We start from the raw sequence: 15,544 nt of genomic DNA on the forward strand, positions 1-15,544 counted from the left end.
ATGGCCACGATGAGCCGTCAGCAGTACGCGTCCATGTACGGCCCGACGGTGGGCGACCGGGTGCGCCTCGGGGACACCAACCTCGTCGTCGAGGTGGAGAAGGACCACACCGAGGGGCACTACGGGGACGAGGCCCAGTACGGCGGCGGCAAGACCGCCCGCGACGGCATGTCGGCCGACCCGGCCTCGGGACGGTCGGTCGCCCTGGACGTCGTCATCACCAACGCGCTGATCCTCGACCCGGTGCTCGGCGTCGTCAAGGGCGACATCGGCATCAAGGACGGGCGGATCGCCGGGATCGGCAAGTCGGGCAACCCGCACACCCAGAACGGCGTCGACCGGCGCCTCATCATCAGCGCGACGACCGAGGTGGTCTCCGGCGAGAACTTCATCGCCACGCCCGGCGCGATCGACACCCACGTCCACTTCATCGCCCCCCAGCAGGCCCAGAACGCGCTGAGCAACGGGATCACCACCCTGGTCGGCGGCGGCACCGGCCCGGCGGACGGCAGCCGCGGCTGCACCACCACCCCCGGGCCGTGGAACATCTCCCGCATCCTCCAGGCCTACGAGGACATCCCGATCAACATCGCCGTCTACGGCAAGGGCAACAGCAGCCTGCCGGGCCCGCTGGAGGAGCAGATCGCCGCCGGCGCCGCCGGGCTGAAGGTGCACGAGGACTGGGGCTCCACCCCGGCCGTCATCGACTGCGCGCTGTCGGTCGCCGACGAGATGGACATCCAGATCAACATCCACACCGACACCCTGAACGAGGCCGGCTTCGTCGAGGACACCATCAACGCGATCAACGGCCGCGCGATCCACACCTACCACTCCGAGGGCGCGGGCGGCGGGCACGCCCCCGACATCCTGCGGGTGACCGGCGAGCCCAACGTGCTCCCGGCCTCCACGAACCCGACGCTGCCCTACACCGCCAACTCGGTGGACGAGCTGCTGGACATGACGATGGTCTGCCACCACCTCAGCTACGACGTCCCCGAGGACGTGGCGTTCGCCGACAGCCGGGTCCGCGCCGAGACCATCTCGGCCGAGACGGTGCTGCACGACCTCGGCGTCATCAGCATCATCGGCTCGGACTCGCAGGCGATGGGCCGGGTGGGGGAGTCGTTCACCCGCGCCTTCCAGGTGGCCCACCACAACAAGGACAAGAGGGGCGCGCTGCCCGAGGACTCGTCCCGCAACGACAACTTCCGGGTGCTGCGCTATCTGGCCAAGCTGACCATCAACCCGGCCCGCGTCTCCGGGATGGCGGACACGATCGGGTCGCTGGAGGACGGCAAGCTCGCCGACATCGTGCTGTGGCCGGTCCACTCCTTCGGCGCCAAGCCCTACATGGTGATCAAGGGCGGCATGGTGAGCTGGGTGCAGATGGGCGACCCGAACGCCTCGCTGCCGACACCGCAGCCGGTCTACTACCGGCCCACCTACGGGGCCTTCGGCCGGGCGCTGTCGAGCACCTGCGCGACCTTCATGTCCGGCGCCGCGATCGAGGCGGGCGTGCCCGAGCGGCTCGGGCTGGAGCGGCTGATCCGCCCGGTGCGCCAGTGCCGGACCGTCGACAAGCGCCACATGCTGCGCAACTCGACGCTCGCCGAGATCAAGGTCGATCCGGAGACCTACCGGGTGACCGTGGACGGGGAGCCCGCGCACATCGAACCGGCCACGAAGCTGCCGCTGAACCGGCTGTTCTTCCTGGCATGAGCGCACGTCCGGGCACCGCGGACCTGGACCCGCTGCTGGCCCAGCTCCAGCTCACCGACTCCGGCTTCCCGAGCGGGATGTACACGCTGTCGCACGGGCTGGAGGGGTACGTCCAGCTCCGGATCACGGGGCCGGAGAACCTGCGCGAGCTGCTGACCGACCTGCTGTACAACGCGGTGGGCCCCGCGGACGCGGCCGCCCTGGCACTGGCGCACCGCGCGGCGCGCGAGGGGGACTGGGACGGGCTGGTCCGCGTCGACCGGCGGCTGCACGCGATCAAGCTCAACCGCGAGCAGCGGAACGCCTCGACCCGGACCGGCCGGCAGGTCCTGGACACGGCGGCCTTCGCCTTCCCGGTGCCCGAGGCCGCCCGGCTGGCGGAGCTGGTGGCGGACAGGGCCGCACCGGGCAACCACGCGGTGGTGGTGGGCGCGCTCCACGCGGGGCTCGGCGTCCCGGCGGCGCACGCGGTCGCCGCCGACCTGTACGCGTTCGCCGCGAGCTGGACGGCGGCGGCGGTGCGGCTGGCCCGCACCGACTTCCGCCGCGCCCAGAGGCTGCTGGGCGAGGTCCGCCCGGACCTCGCACGGGTCGCGCGGGCGGCGCTCGCCGTCCGCGACCCGCGGGAGCTGCACGGCTCGGTGCCCGTCGCCGACGTCGTCTCGGCCGCGCACGAGCGGGCGGAGGCCCGCCTGTTCGTCACCTGATCCGTTGACACGAAGGAGCCGGGATGGAGCTGGAGAAGGTCTTCAAGGTGGGCATCGGCGGCCCGGTCGGGAGCGGCAAGACGGCGCTGATCGAGGCGCTGGTCCCGCGGCTGCGGACGCTGGGCCGCCAGGTCGGTGTGATCACCAACGACATCTACACGCAGGAGGACGCCGAGCACGTCCGCCGCACCCTGGCCGGGACGCTCGACCCCGAGCGGATCGTGGGGGTCGAGACGGGGGCGTGCCCGCACACCGCCGTCCGCGACGACCCGACCATGAACCTGGCGGCGGCGGCCGAGCTGCTCGACCGCTTCCCCGAAGTCGACCTGCTGCTGTTCGAGAGCGGCGGCGACAACCTCACGCTCACGTTCAGCCCGGCGCTGGCCGACGTGTTCATCTTCGTCCTGGACACCGCCGAGGGCGAGAAGATGCCGCGCAAGCGCGGCCCCGGCACCACCGACTCCGACCTGCTGGTCATCAACAAGATCGACATCGCGCCGTACGTCCGCACCGACCTCTCGGTGATGGAGCGGGACGCGCGGGCGGTGCGCGGCGAGGGCCCGGTCGCGCTGACCGACTGCCTCGCCGGGACCGGCGTCGCGGACGTCGTCGACTTCATCGAGGCGCGGGCGGGAGCGGCGTGTACCTCGCCGGTGTAGGGACGGTGGGCGGCTCAGGGGAGACCGACCGCCTCTCGCCCGAGCGGTACCTTCCCCGCTGGGTGCCCGAGCCGGTGCGGCGGCACGCCGGCGCCGTGGACATGCTCCCGGCCGGCAGCCCCGGCAAGGTCGGCCTCCTCGACCTGCGGTTCGAGCTGATCGGCGGCCGGACGGAGTTGACCGGCCACTACCAGAAGGCGCCGCTGCACATCACCCGGCCCCTGCACCCCGATCCCGGGGTGCCGGACCTGCCGTACGTCATGCTCATGTCGTCCGGAGGCGGGGTCCTCCAGGGGGACCGCTACCGCGTCGACGTCTCCTGCGGCGCGGGCGCGTCCGTGCACGTGACCACCCAGGGCGCCACCCGGCTCTACCGGATGGAGCAGGACTACGCCACGCAACTCGTCGGTCTCTCCGCGGGCCCCGGCGGCTACCTGGAGTACCTGCCGGACACGACGATCCCCTTCGGCGGAACCCGCTTCTACCAGCACCTCGCCGTCAACGCCCATCCCGACTCCACCGTCCTCGTGGGCGAGACGCTGCTGGCCGGACGCCTCGCCCGCGGGGAACGGCACGCCTACACGGCGTACTGCAGCGACGTCGAGGTGCACGACACCACGGGACGGCTGCTGTTCGCCGATCCGCTCCACCTGGTGCCGGAGGAACGGGCGGTGACCGGCCCCGCGGTGATGGACGACTTCGGGGTGCTGGCGTCCCTGTACGTCGTCACCGGCCAGAAGCCCGCGCAGGCCGTGGCCGACGCGATGCACGAGGCGCTCGCCCGCACGGGGCTGCGGGCCGGGGCCAGCGTCCTGCCGGGTGACCGGGGTGCCTGGGCGCGCGTCCTGGGGGAGCGGTCGCCGGAGGTCGAGGCCGCCTTCATGCAGGTATGGGACGCCGTCCGCCGGCTGCTGCTGGGCGTGCCCGCCCCCGCGCGGCGCAGGTGGTGACACCGGCCGTGGGGGATCAGGGGAGGCCGGCCGGGCGCCTGCTCCGCCGCGAGGTGGCCGAGGCCACCGTCCTGGACCGGCACAGGAAGGGGCCGCCCCGCCACCCGGGGATCAAGCCGCGCGCGCTGCTCGACGTCGCGATCGGAGGGGCCGTCGGGGCCCTGGCGCGTGACCTGCTCATCAAGGCGATGCCCGGCGCGCAGCACGGCTTCCCTTGGGGGACCCTCCTGGTGAACATGCTGGGCTGCCTGTTCATCGGAATCCTGACGTCGTACCTGCTCAAGGGCAAGCCGCACCCCGTCGCCCGGCCGCTGCTGGTGACCGGGTACCTGGGCGGGTTCACCACGTTCTCCCACCTCATCGATGGAGTCCACGCCCTCGGCCGCGCCGGGGCCTGGGACCAGAGCGTCGTCTACGCGGTGGCCAGCGTGGCGGGCGGCTGGATCGCGGTCGCCGCCGGTCTCTGGGGCGGACGGCTCCTGCCGTACCGCCCGCTCCGGCCGGAGGGCGGCGCGCCGACATGATCGCCCTGCTGGTGCTCGCCGGAGGGGCGTGCGGCGCCATGCTCCGCTTCGTCCTCGACACGATGGTCAAGCATCGGTTCGGCAAGGCGTTCCCTTGGGGGACGCTGACGGTCAACCTCCTCGGCACCGGAGTCCTGGGCGCCCTGCACGGCGTGACCACGAGCGCGGTACCCGACGGTCTGGTCGGCACGGGCTTCTGCGGCGCGCTCACCACGTTCAGCACCTTCGAGCTGGACACCGTCCACCTCTTCCAGGACGGGAAGTACGCCAGAGGCGCGGCGAACGTGCTCGTCTCCCTGGGGCTGGGCATCGGCGTCTTCAGCCTCCTGTACGCCGCGTTCCAAGCGGTCTGACGCGGCCGTCCATACCGATGGGCGCTACACGAGCCGACGTGGGGAACTGGCTGAGCCGGGCGCTCTCGGTGTCCAAGGCGCCCGTGCCCTGGATCGACGCGATCCGCGCGGCGGTCGCGTTCGGCGTGGTGATCGCGGTGGCGCTGTCCCTGGACGAGCCCCGCGCCGGGCTTCTCGCCGCGGCCGGCATGGTCCTGGCGACGATGCGGCCCAGCACCGGCCCGTACCGGTCGAGGGCGCTCGGCCTCGTCGTCCAGCAGCTGGCGGGCGCGGCGGGCCTGGTGGTCGGCCAGCTCGCCCACGGGCACGGCTGGGGGACGGTGACGATGACGACCGCGGTCGCCCTGCTCTCCGGGCTGGTCAGCTCGATCGGCAACGTCGTGTCGGCGGCCTCGCTGGCGCTGCTGTTCATGAACGTGATCGGCACTGGACTGCCCCAGCTCGGGGCGTGGTGGCTCCCTCCGCTCTGCCAGCTAGCGGGCGGGGCCTTCTACCTCGCCCTGGCGGTGCTGAGCTGGCGGGTGTGGAGCCGGCGTCCGGGCCCCGAGCACCGGGCCGTCGCCGACGTCTACGCCAGGGCCGCTGACCTGATCGACGTCGCCCGCCACCCGGGCGAGGCCCGGCTCGCGCTCAGCATGGCGGTGGACAGCGCCCAGGACGCGCTGATGTGCCACCGCGTCCGGGGGAAGGAGAGCTGGGGCGAGGAGGCGCGGTGGCTGGTCGCCATGCTCAACGCGGCCTCCCCCTTGATGGAGGCGCTCACCCTGCTCATCCGGTCCGCGCGGCCCGCGCCGCCGGGGCTGTCCGAGGAGGTGCGGCAGATCGCGGACGCCGTCCGGAGCGGCAAACGGGACGCGGAGATCCCGCCGTTCCGGGGCGACCCGGAGTTCTCGCGGCCCGTCGAGTACGCCCGGCGGCGGCTGTCGGAGACGCACCCGGAGGACCCCGACTGGCTCGGACTCCCGAAGCCCCTGCCGACCCGGGCGTACCGGGCCGCCCAGCTGGCCCTCACCTCCGCCGCGGCCTGGCGGTACGGGCTGCGGCTGGCCCTGTGCATGGCGATCGCCTCGGCGTTCGTCGAGTTCCCGGGCGTCCTGCACGACCTCTGGATCCCCACGGTGCATTCCATCTGGCTTCCGCTGACGGTCGCGGTGGTCCTCAAGCCCGACTTCGGCTCGGTCTTCGTCCGGTCCCTGCTGCGGGCGGTGGGTACGTTCGTCGCGGCCGTCCCCACCCTGCTGGTGCTGGTGGCCGTCCCCCGCGGCTGGGCCGCGGTCCCGCTCGCGGCGTTCTTCGGCGGGCTGATCCCGGTGCTGAAGGCCAGGTCCTATGCGATGCGGACGGTCGCGGTCACCCCGCTGATGCTCTTCCTGTTCGACCTGACCTCGCCGCAGCCCTCCGGCGAGCTGGTGCTGGCCCGGCTGTCCGACACCCTCCTCGGCTGCCTGATCGTGCTGGTGTTCGGCTACGCCCTCTGGCCGGGGAGCCGCCGGATCCGCATCGGCGAGCGGTTCGCCGCCGGGTTCCGGGCGCTCGCCGACTACCTCGACGAGGCCTTCACCGGGTCCCGGGACGTCCGGGCCCGCGACCGGCGCGCGCTGCACCGCAGCCTCGACGCCGTCCGGGTCGACCTGCGGCAGGTCCAGGCCGAACCGCCGCCGGCGAGCCGCACGGGCGCCGCCTGGTGGCCGGTCCTGGGCGCGCTCGACGCGCTCGTGGACACCGTCACCGCCGCCTCCGTCAGGGTCCGCAGAGGCGCCGAGCCGCCGCCGGAGCAGGCGGTCGGGGCGATGGCGGCGGACCTGCGGGAGATGGCCGCGGCGGTCCGCGACGGACGGCCGCCGCGGGCACCGGACCTGCCCGACCTGCCGGGCGAGGACGTCCTCGGTGAGGCGGCGGCCCAGACCCGCCGCCTGCGCAGGACCCTTCCGTTGTGACGGACGGGCGCGTTCATCCGATGCGCAGCTCCGTGTCGAGGCCCGCGGCCTCCTCGCGGGCGCTCGGGCGGAAGGCCAGCAGGACGTCCACGACCTTGCCGATGGCGAAGGTGAGCACGAAGCTGTAGCAGCCGACGGCGAGGATGGCGACGATCTGCTTGCCCAGCAGGGAGATCGAGCCGCCGTAGACGAGCCCGGCGGTGGGGCTGCCGTACTTGCCGGTGGCGAAGAGGCCGAGCAGCACCACGCCGACGATGCCGCCGGCCCCGTGGATCCCCACGACGTCCAGGGTGTCGTCGTACCCGACTGACGTCTTGACCTCGACGGCGTAGGTGCAGACGACGGCGACGACGATGCCGAGGACCGTCGCGCCGAACAGGTTGACGTACCCGCAGGCCGGGGTGATGGCCACCAGGCCGGCGAGCGCGCCGGTCGTGCCGCCGAGCCGCGAGAACCGGCCGAACCGCGCCCGTTCGAGCAGCATCCAGACCAGCATCGCGACGCAGCCGCACATCATGGTGTTGACCACCGCGTTCGCCGCGAGGGCGCCGTCGGTCAGCGCCGATCCGCCGTTGAACCCGAACCAGCCGAACCACAGCAGCCCCATGCCGGCCATCACCAGCGGGATGTTCTTCGGTTCGGGAGGTCCCTCCCTGCGGAAGCGCAGGCCCGGTCCGAGCACCAGCGCCAGCGCCAGGCCCGCGATGCCGGAGTTGAGCTCGACGACCAGCCCTCCGGCGAAGTCCAGCGCGCCCCACCGGTTGATCCAGCCACCCTTGGAGAACACCCAGTGGGCGACCGGGAGGTAGACGAGGGTCACCCAGACCACCCCGAAGACCATCCAGGGCCCGAGCCTGACGCGGTTGGCGACCGAACCGCTGATCAGGGCGAGCGTGATGATCGCGAAGACGAGCTGGAACATCGAGAACACGTACTCCGGGATGACGCCCCTCAGGACGGACGGGGTGGTCCTGAGGAACTGCCACCTGCCCCAGCCGATGAGGCCGGCCCCTCCGACGTCGTCGCCGAACGCCAGGCCGTACCCGTAGACGAACCAGATCACGGTCACCACGGCGATCGAGACGAAGCTCATGTACAGGACGCTGACGAGGTTCTTCGCCCGGACCATTCCGCCGTAGAAGAGGGCGAGCCCCGGCGTCATGAGCAGCACCATGGCGAAGCTGACGAGCACCCATGCCGAATCGCCGGTATTCAACCCGATACTCATGCCCAACTCCTGGCTTCAGGGGACGCCATTGAGGTATGGGCACGCGGTGAGCACGTGAAACACTCCGGGGGAGTGCCCTGGACAAAATTACGCCCATCGGCCTTTACCCCGGGTCTACCTGGCCGGACTTTTCCTTCCTTTCGATTCTGTGACGTTTCTGTAAGCCCGGTTCAGCGGGTGGGGTCGCCGGGGCCGACCGCCGGACCGTGGTCGAAGGTGAAGCGCGGCCCGGGCAGGCCGCCGGACCGGGCCGCCGGCGCCTCCGCCGGACGCCGCTCGCCCAGACTCTCGGCGACCCGGTTCCGGTCGTCCCAGCCGTTGGTGTCCATGTGGAAGTCCTGGATCGCCCGGGACAGCGCGAGGGCGTGCTCCAGGGAGAGGTCCGTGGCGTTCTCCGACGCGGTGTGGTGGACCACGATGTGGTCGGGAGCCCTGTTCAGCACGGTCGCCTCCACTCTGGGGGGCCGGGCCAGCCACTCGGCGCGGGGGTGGACGAGGGGCGTGGCCTGCGCCGAGGCCGGGCCGGGCGGCCGGGCCGCCGGGACGAGCAGCGCGCCGCCCATGATCATGGTGCTCTTGAGCAGGGTGCGGCGGGGGAGATGTGCGTGCGCGGCCATGAGCGTTCCCCCCCCAGATGTTGATCAGCTTGAAAGGCGACACCTGACCGGAAGATAACCGATAAAAACATGTGCTTGTTGGGGGGCGCGGGCGCTGTTAGCTTCACCCGGTGGACCACATGCGTGCACAGGCGGAGGCGATCGAGGACTTCGCGGCGGTTCTGCGGGAACTGCGGGAATCAGTGGGCAACCCGCCTTTCCGGGAGATGTCCGGAAGGTCGGGAGCGATCTCGCACACGACGCTGCACGAGGCCACGAAGGGCAACCGGCTCCCGAGCTGGGGCACCACCGTCGAGTTCGTCAAGGCCTGCGGCGCGGACCCGGCGGCGTACCGCGAACGCTGGGAGCGGGCGAACCTGGCGGTCAGGTCGGCGAGCGCCGGGAGGCCCCCGACGGCCGCGCTCGAAGCCTCCGCCCCGAGCGCCGTGGAAGCCCAGGCCGTGCACATCGCCGTCGAGCCGACGGAGGGCGCGGCGGAGGGCGAGACCTCGGTGCCCCTGCCCGTCGCGCCACCACCAGGGAGGCCCGCGGGGGACGTCCAGGCGTTCTTTCCCGCTCCGAAGCGCCGGGCGCGGTTCCGGCTGGGCAGCCCGGGCGCGGTCGCGCTGGGGGCGGCGGTCATCGGCACGTGGGCGGTGGTCCTCATCGTGATGAACGGCGACTCCGGCAAGGACGGCATGGAGGAGTACGGCAACCGCTCGAAGAACGCGCTCACTCCGGCGGACTGCCCCGTCCAGGCGACCAACCCGGCACCGTCCTCGCCGAGGCACAAGGGCGACGCCGCCAAGTTCGTCGCGGACATCACGCTGCCCGACTGCACCCGCGTCGGCACCGGCCGGAACATCACCAAGGTATGGCGGCTCAAGAACATCGGAACGGTCCCATGGGACGGCTACTCGCTGCGCCGCCTCGACCTCCCGCAGAAGGCCGACGACTGCCAGACCATCTCCGACGTGCCGATCGCCGACACGGAGCCGGGCCACGAGGTCGACATCCGCACCGACATCACCACGCCCAGGAAGCCCGGCTTATGCTACGTGCGGTTCAAGATGGTGGACGGCACGGGGAAGGTCGCGTTCCCCGGGAACCGTCCGGTCAACTTCCAGGTCATCGTCGTGGGGCCGCCGTGACCCCCCGCCGTGGAGGGGCCACGGCGGGGGGCGGGCCGGACTGCCCGAGGGATCAGGAGAGGGTGATCCCGCTGTAGTAGGCGTTGAGGATCCTGGAGTAGCTCCAGCCCGCCTCGGCCTTGTCGCGGGAGCCGTACTGCGACATCCAGTCCCCGGTGACCCAGCCGCCGCACGCCGTCGTCGTGGAGCAGTAGTGGGCCTCGAGGATCTTTCCGCCGCGGGTCATGCGGGTGCCCCACGTCGCGTCCACCGCGGAGCTCGTCGACGCCTTGGCGGAGCCGGGCTTGTAGACCTGGCTCGACGTGGTGTCGTAGACGTCGAAGCACTGGCCGCCCGACGTCGTGCGGGTCGAGTGCAGCGCCCAGTACCAGCCGTAGCTCTTGACGGCCATCGCGCCGGCCTTGAGGGACTCCGCGGGCCAGCTCGACACCCACTCGTTGGGCAGGACGTCCTTGACGTAGGTCTTGAACGCCACCCGGTCCACCCGGCCGAGCGACACCCGGTACACGAGGATCGTGGAGGGGAGCGTGCTGTCGGTGCCGTCGGTCTTGCATCCGGTCGGCGGCGTCGAGCTCAGGAACTGGTGGGAGGCGTTCTGGTTCTTGAGGGTGGCGTTGAGGTTGCCCTTGGCGCCGGCCTTGAAGTCCTGGTAGCTGCCGCCGTAGTTGCTGTTGTAGTAGACGCGGACGGTCTTGCCGCTGTTGTTCCAGACGGAGGCGGCGTTGTTCTTGACGCACAGGCCCTTGCCGTTGCCGTCGCCTTTGAAGTCGTAGCAGGAGGGCTGTGTGGTGCCGTAGTCGGCGATGGAGCCGGTGAAGTCGGAGATCGAGCCCTGGTTGTCGCTGTTGTAGTAGTAGCAGAACTCGCCGCTGTCGCACTTGCCGTCGCGGGACGCCGCCGAGGCGGGGGAGGCCGGGACCAGTGCGGCCCCGCCGAGAGCCGTCGCGGCGGTCGCCGCGGTGAGCCGCGAGATCACTCGCGCGCTTCGTTTCGACACAGTCGTCATCCCCTCTGGTGGAGGCCGCTGCGCTCTATCGGACGTTGTAGCCCTGGGAGTTCCAGAACGTGGTCGGGTTCGGGTTGTCCAGGGTCGGGTCGTTGACGCTCTTGGCCGCGTGCGTCTGCTGGCCGAGACGCATCTCGACGTGGGTGTGGGCGGACGAGCTGGACGACACCCCGTGCCACGACTCGTCGGCGATGACCTGGCCGCGGCTGATCGACTGCCCCACCGCCAGCGAGGACCGCGGAGCGGTGTGCAGGTAGATCACCGTCTTGTTCGCCGAGGCGTTGTAGACGGAGATCGTGGACAGCCCCGAACCGCCGGTGGCCCCGCGCGCGATGTAGATGATCTTACCGGCGACCAGGGCGTGGACGTCGGAGCCGATGCCGCGGGCGATGTCGATGCCCTCGTGCCGTCCGGGCGTGGTGGTGTAGCCGTCGAAGCCGCAGGTGATGCTCCCGCCGCTCGCCGCGTACAGCCCGTAGGACATGTTCGTGCGCGCCGACGGCGAGAACTCGTGGGAGGCGTTCTGGTTCTTGAGGGTGGCGTTGAGGTTGCCCTTGGCGCCGGCCTTGAAGTCCTGGTAGCTGCCGCCGTAGTTGCTGTTGTAGTAGACGCGGACGGTCTTGCCGCTGTTGTTCCAGACGGAGGCGGCGTTGTTCTTGACGCACAGGCCCTTGCCGTTGCCGTCGCCTTTGAAGTCGTAGCAGGAGGGCTGTGTGGTGCCGTAGTCGGCGATGGAGCCGGTGAAGTCGGAGATCGAGCCCTGGTTGTCGCTGTTGTAGTAGTAGCAGAACTCGCCGCTGTCGCACTTGCCGTCCCGGGCCGCCGCCGAGGCGGGCGAGATGTAGACGGACGCCACTCCGCCGAGCGCGACGGCGCCGGTCGCCGTGGAGGTGAGGACCTTGGTGAGCTTGTTCATGCCGTTCTCTCCTTCTGTTCTCGTTCCTGTTCTCGTTGCCTGTCTGTCGTCGTTGCCTGGTGTACGGACGGGACGGGTCAGCTGCGCTGGTACTCCTCCCAGGTGCGGATGGTGACCTTCGGGCCGTCGTCGGCGCCGCGGCCGGAGAGGCCGTTCAGGCCCAGGTAGTAGTCACCGGTCTGGTGCTGGGCCTGGCTTGACAGGTCGGTGTCGCTGATCGCGGCGGCGTGGATGTGCCACGGCCAGTCGCCCTGGGCGGGGCTGCGGACCCATGCCGCGAAGCCGACCAGGCGCAGCGCGCGGGCGACCGCGGTGCGTGTGGCGGAGTCCATCCCCTCCACCGAGACGTCCACGACGCCCCCGCCGTCGTGGGTGCCCGCGGAGGTGGGGTCGCCGCCGGGGTTGTAGGAGCCCTGGTCCAGCGCGAGGTCGCGGCCGAGCAGCCGCTCCGCCTCGGCCAGCATCTTCTGCGTCCGGGTGTTGACGACGACCCCGCCGGTGGACACGCGGGCACCCGGTTCGATGACGTGGTCGACCGTGAAGCGCCCGCTTCCGAGCTTGGCGAGCGACGTTCTTCCCGGCAGCCCGCTGGCGGCGAGACCGGTGTAGCCGAGCGACTTCTGGTACTTCGCGTAGGCGGCGATCGTGGTGGTGCCGAAGTAGCCGTCCACCCATGTGGCGTCGAGCAGGTTCCTGTCCCGCAGCGCCTGCTCGACGAGGAGCACGCCGGCCTTCGCGCCCGGCGTCAGCGTGTCGTCCGCCCGCCGCGGGTCGATCTGGGCCGCCTTGACGGTGGCCTCCATGTTCACGCTCGGCAGCGCCTGGAGGCCGGGGGCCTGGCCGCCGGCCGCATGGGCCGCGGGCGTCTCGGCCGGTCCGGTGAGGGAGGTGAGCAGGGTCGCCGTCACGACCGCGGCGGCGTACGAAGGCAGCTTCATCGGGTCTCCTGGTAGGGGAGCTGGGCGCGAAGCCCGCGACGGAGACCACGGTCGCCCGACCGCTCACGCGTTCACAAGAAGATCGTGTTGTCAGCCTGTTCGCCGAGCGAATTCGTACAGACAGCCACGCGATCTGACAGATCGGACGCCTGTCGTTCGAGCGGATCGTCCGGCCGCCGGGCAGGCGTCCGACGGCCGGACGATCCGCGTCAGGTGCGCGGGGTGGGGAACCACGTCCAGGCCCGGGTGCGGGTCTCCTTGCTGGTGACGCGGAGCTCGCGGTAGGCGCCGGCGTCGATGAGGCTGCGGTTCCTGCCGGTGATGTCGCCGTAGAGGCGGTCGGAGACGATCAGCCCGAAGTCGGTCGCGGCGCCGTCGAGGGCGCGCTTGAAGGCGCCGGACTCCAGCAGCCGGAACAGGTGCACCACGGCGTGGCCGGCCACGCCGTGGTCGTCGCGGTGCACCAGGCCGCTGTGGACCGCCAGCCGGAGCCGGAGGCGAACGGCGTCGCCGGCGAGCCGGTTGTAGCGGCGCAGCACCGCGGTCAGGTGGTGGGCGAGCGGGTCGAGGAACAGCTCCGCCGGAACCTGCTGCGGCGCGACGAACAGGGCGCCGTCGCCGCGGTCCTCGCGGTGGCAGTCCCACCAGGGCAGCGACCCCATGGCGCAGGCCTCGGCCAGCAGCGCGTACATCTGGCGACGCAGCCGCAGCTGGATCTCGTCGTCGCGGCGCCGGTCGCCGAACGCCGCGATGTCGATCGCGGCCAGGGTGGTGTGCATCGCCGGCGCGAGGTCCGGCGGCCGGGTGAGGATCTCGGTGACCGACGGGGACAGCCGCACCGGCGGGCGGGGCCGGCGAGCGGGGATCGAGTTCACCGCCGGGCCTCCGGACGCACTCGACGCCCTCCGGCCGCGGGCCCGCCGGAGCCGGAGGGGGTGTAGGCCTCCTCCAGGGCGGGATCGGCCCAGAAGTCGATCAGCTCGTCCCGCGACATCTGGCAGGGAGGCGCGGCCGGGAGCGCGCGCCCCGTCTCCAGCGCCCAGATCGCCGCCAGCATCAGGATCGTGCTCTCCTCGTCGTCGCGGGGGATGCGCGGGACGAGGGGCCTGGCCGTCTCCATCCGGGGACGCGCCCCGTGCTGCGGGCTCTGGCCGTGTCCCTGCGCCGCCGCTCGTGCGCGGGAGTGCGCGGGACGCGCCCGGCAGGGGCGGGGGCATGAGCCGCCGGTGCGGGGCGCGGGGTCTTTGGTCGTTGACATAACGCGGACGCCTTCTGTGCTCGGTCTCATCTTGCGGAGCACCAGTAGGCCAGTCCGCGGCGGCTCCGGCCACGCCGAGCCGGACATCAGAAACAAACGGAACGGCCGGCCGCACGGCACGGCAGAACGAACCGGACAGATGTCACATTCATGCCATTTTTTCGTGAAAGCAATTCGGTGCCGCACGGGCCTGTGTCACGTGACACAAACCTCCGCCGGAGGGGCGTTCCGTGCCGTTCCCGGCTGCTCCGGATCTCACTGACCGACCCAAAAAGCCACGTCAAGGCACGGCTCGGGACGGAACGGAACAGTCCGGAACGGCATGACATGCCATTGTTTGACGCGCAAAGGTTCCAGTAGTGAGAGCATTCCAGCGATTAACGATCTATCGCCAAGGATGATCTTCACGTTAGGGCCGACGGATGCCGACCAACTCCCCGCAAGCGAGCCCCCCGTTGGACGAGTTCGTGCGCGACCTGATCCAGTTCACCCACGCGTGCGGCTCGCCCCACTACCGGGAGCTGGCCAAGCTGGCGCCCGGGGTCCTGGCCGGTCACAAGAAGCGCATCCCCGTGCTGCGGCCGCTCTCGCTCACCGCGATCAGCAACGTGCTGTCCCGGCAGCGGCAGGGCCCGCAGGACTGGGGGTGGGTGGCCACCTTCGTGCTCACCTGCCTGCACTACGTCGAGAAGACCGGTATCGAGCCCGACTTCCCCGGCCCGGCGACCCTCCAGGACTGGCACGCCCGCTACCAGCTCATGCGCGACGAACTGGCCGGCCCGCAAGCGGGGCCGGGCGCCGTCCGGGAGGCGGAGCCGGCGCGGCCGGCGGACGCCTTCCGCGCCGATCCCGCCCCGCCGGCCGAAGCCCGGGTCGCCGTCTCGGTCGCCTCCACCCGCGGCGGCGACCGGCGCGGTGAGCGGACCCGCGCGGAAGGCGGTGGGCGGGCCGGAACCGGCGCGGGCACGGACGGCGCGCCGTCCCCGCCGGGGGAACCGGCCGACCCGGAGCCCGACCCCGCGGCGCCGCCTGACCAGGACGACGAGGGGCACTGGCTCCCCGGCCTGCCGTCCAGGGCGCATCGCCGCTACCACGACCTGTTCGGCCGGCACGGCATCGACCTGCTGGACACGGCCGAACGCGGTGACTCCGACGCGGCCTGCCGGCTGGGGATCCTGCTGCTGTGCCACGACCGGCCCGCCGAGGCGCACGCGTGGCTGACGTCGGCCGCGGCGGCGGGCGACGAGGCCGCGAAGGTCCTGGTCAACGCCGAGCCGGGCCAGCGCAGGCCCATGGCCGCCGAACTCGCCTACGAGTTCACCCTCCCCGGCTACCGGCAGGACCGCAGCCGGGACGACCCCGGGACCCCGACCGGGGCCGAGACCTACTACCGTGCCGCCGCCCGTGCCGGGCACCCGGGCGCGACCGTCCGCATGGGGCTGATCTACGAGGCCCGCGGCGAAGCGGCCGCCGCGCAGTACACCTTCGCCGAAGCCACCCGCCGTCACCACGACGCCCACGCGCACTTCACGCACCTCAACGCCCCGGACGTCCGGCGCCGCCCTCCGGAGCAGACGACCTGACACGGAGGGCGGACCG

Annotated in this window: 16 protein-coding genes; 9 read left to right on the forward strand and 7 right to left on the reverse strand. The window is 71.8% G+C overall.

Translation table 11 applies throughout. The features are described from left to right. Genes ureC through BJY14_RS30780 form a run of 7 tightly spaced genes read left to right on the forward strand, consistent with a single transcriptional unit; the run spans position 1 to position 6,852 of the window. Complete coding sequence (ureC, locus tag BJY14_RS30750) at positions 1-1,722, forward strand: urease subunit alpha (protein ID WP_179846815.1); 1,722 nt, start codon at positions 1-3, stop codon at positions 1,720-1,722. Then, positions 1,719-2,429 carry an urease accessory protein UreF gene (locus BJY14_RS30755; protein ID WP_179846816.1) on the forward strand — a complete coding sequence of 237 codons (711 nt, stop codon included), beginning with the start codon at positions 1,719-1,721 and terminating at the stop codon, positions 2,427-2,429. Before ureC ends, BJY14_RS30755 begins: the two co-directional genes overlap by 4 nt. Before the next feature lie 23 nt (positions 2,430-2,452). Then, positions 2,453-3,088, forward strand: coding sequence for an urease accessory protein UreG (ureG, locus tag BJY14_RS30760; protein WP_179846817.1), 636 nt, complete (start codon positions 2,453-2,455; stop codon positions 3,086-3,088). Positions 3,089-3,093: 5 nt separating this feature from the next. Next, complete coding sequence (locus tag BJY14_RS30765) at positions 3,094-4,038, forward strand: urease accessory protein UreD (RefSeq protein ID WP_312879480.1); 945 nt, start codon at positions 3,094-3,096, stop codon at positions 4,036-4,038. A gap of 8 nt (positions 4,039-4,046) precedes the next feature. Continuing rightward, positions 4,047-4,562: a fluoride efflux transporter FluC gene (locus BJY14_RS46775; protein WP_179846818.1), complete on the forward strand. Its 516-nt coding sequence runs from the start codon at positions 4,047-4,049 to the stop codon at positions 4,560-4,562. Further along, on the forward strand, positions 4,559-4,915 hold the full coding sequence (gene crcB / locus BJY14_RS30775; protein ID WP_179846819.1) for a fluoride efflux transporter CrcB: 357 nt from the start codon (positions 4,559-4,561) through the stop codon (positions 4,913-4,915). Before BJY14_RS46775 ends, crcB begins: the two co-directional genes overlap by 4 nt. 38 nt (positions 4,916-4,953) lie before the next feature. Continuing rightward, positions 4,954-6,852, forward strand: coding sequence for an FUSC family protein (locus tag BJY14_RS30780; protein ID WP_179846820.1), 1,899 nt, complete (start codon positions 4,954-4,956; stop codon positions 6,850-6,852). A 13-nt stretch (positions 6,853-6,865) separates the two neighbouring features. Here BJY14_RS30780 and BJY14_RS30785 read toward each other — a convergent pair whose 3' ends face one another. Further along, positions 6,866-8,080: an ammonium transporter gene (locus BJY14_RS30785; protein ID WP_179846821.1), complete on the reverse strand. Its 1,215-nt coding sequence runs from the start codon at positions 8,078-8,080 to the stop codon at positions 6,866-6,868. A 170-nt stretch (positions 8,081-8,250) separates the two neighbouring features. Further along, complete coding sequence (locus BJY14_RS30790; RefSeq protein WP_179846822.1) at positions 8,251-8,697, reverse strand: peptidoglycan recognition protein family protein; 447 nt, start codon at positions 8,695-8,697, stop codon at positions 8,251-8,253. Positions 8,698-8,816: 119 nt separating this feature from the next. On the opposite strand from BJY14_RS30790, the gene BJY14_RS30795 reads away from it, so the two are divergent. Further along, positions 8,817-9,827, forward strand: a complete 1,011-nt coding sequence (locus BJY14_RS30795) for an NBR1-Ig-like domain-containing protein (protein ID WP_218905657.1) — start codon at positions 8,817-8,819, stop codon at positions 9,825-9,827. A gap of 52 nt (positions 9,828-9,879) precedes the next feature. On the opposite strand, the gene BJY14_RS30800 is transcribed toward BJY14_RS30795, so the two are convergent. The 5 genes from BJY14_RS30800 to BJY14_RS30820 form a co-directional block, all read right to left on the reverse strand. Then, a complete protein-coding gene (locus BJY14_RS30800) occupies positions 9,880-10,824 on the reverse strand; it encodes a peptidase inhibitor family I36 protein (protein WP_218905658.1) in 945 nt (314 codons plus the stop codon). A gap of 34 nt (positions 10,825-10,858) precedes the next feature. Next, complete coding sequence (locus BJY14_RS30805) at positions 10,859-11,749, reverse strand: peptidase inhibitor family I36 protein (protein ID WP_179846825.1); 891 nt, start codon at positions 11,747-11,749, stop codon at positions 10,859-10,861. Between the two features lie 77 nt (positions 11,750-11,826). Beyond that, a complete protein-coding gene (locus BJY14_RS30810; protein ID WP_179846826.1) occupies positions 11,827-12,687 on the reverse strand; it encodes a peptidoglycan-binding domain-containing protein in 861 nt (286 codons plus the stop codon). Between the two features lie 209 nt (positions 12,688-12,896). After that, a complete protein-coding gene (locus BJY14_RS30815; RefSeq protein ID WP_179846827.1) occupies positions 12,897-13,562 on the reverse strand; it encodes a hypothetical protein in 666 nt (221 codons plus the stop codon). Beyond that, entirely contained in the window at positions 13,559-13,945 is a 387-nt protein-coding gene (locus tag BJY14_RS30820; RefSeq protein ID WP_179846828.1) for a hypothetical protein, read from the reverse strand. Before BJY14_RS30820 ends, BJY14_RS30815 begins: the two co-directional genes overlap by 4 nt. Positions 13,946-14,400: 455 nt before the next feature. Here BJY14_RS30820 and BJY14_RS30825 point away from each other — a divergent pair, with 455 nt between their 5' ends. After that, positions 14,401-15,528, forward strand: coding sequence for a hypothetical protein (locus tag BJY14_RS30825; RefSeq protein WP_179846829.1), 1,128 nt, complete (start codon positions 14,401-14,403; stop codon positions 15,526-15,528). Positions 15,529-15,544 lie beyond the last annotated feature (16 nt).

Source organism: Actinomadura luteofluorescens (genome assembly GCF_013409365.1).
GTDB classification, from domain to species: domain Bacteria; phylum Actinomycetota; class Actinomycetes; order Streptosporangiales; family Streptosporangiaceae; genus Spirillospora; species Spirillospora luteofluorescens.

Excerpts from the sequence above, each read along its gene's own strand:
- BJY14_RS30810 (WP_179846826.1), bottom strand. The coding sequence starts at position 12,687 with ATGAAGCTGCCTTCGTACGCCGCCGCGGTCGTGACGGCGACCCTGCTC.
- BJY14_RS30790 (WP_179846822.1), bottom strand. The coding sequence starts at position 8,697 with ATGGCCGCGCACGCACATCTCCCCCGCCGCACCCTGCTCAAGAGCACC.
- BJY14_RS30820 (WP_179846828.1), bottom strand. The coding sequence starts at position 13,945 with ATGTCAACGACCAAAGACCCCGCGCCCCGCACCGGCGGCTCATGCCCC.
- ureG (WP_179846817.1), top strand. The coding sequence starts at position 2,453 with ATGGAGCTGGAGAAGGTCTTCAAGGTGGGCATCGGCGGCCCGGTCGGG.
- ureC (WP_179846815.1), top strand. The coding sequence starts at position 1 with ATGGCCACGATGAGCCGTCAGCAGTACGCGTCCATGTACGGCCCGACG.
- crcB (WP_179846819.1), top strand. The coding sequence starts at position 4,559 with ATGATCGCCCTGCTGGTGCTCGCCGGAGGGGCGTGCGGCGCCATGCTC.
- BJY14_RS30795 (WP_218905657.1), top strand. The coding sequence starts at position 8,817 with ATGCGTGCACAGGCGGAGGCGATCGAGGACTTCGCGGCGGTTCTGCGG.
- BJY14_RS30755 (WP_179846816.1), top strand. The coding sequence starts at position 1,719 with ATGAGCGCACGTCCGGGCACCGCGGACCTGGACCCGCTGCTGGCCCAG.
- BJY14_RS30785 (WP_179846821.1), bottom strand. The coding sequence starts at position 8,080 with ATGAGTATCGGGTTGAATACCGGCGATTCGGCATGGGTGCTCGTCAGC.
- BJY14_RS30805 (WP_179846825.1), bottom strand. The coding sequence starts at position 11,749 with ATGAACAAGCTCACCAAGGTCCTCACCTCCACGGCGACCGGCGCCGTC.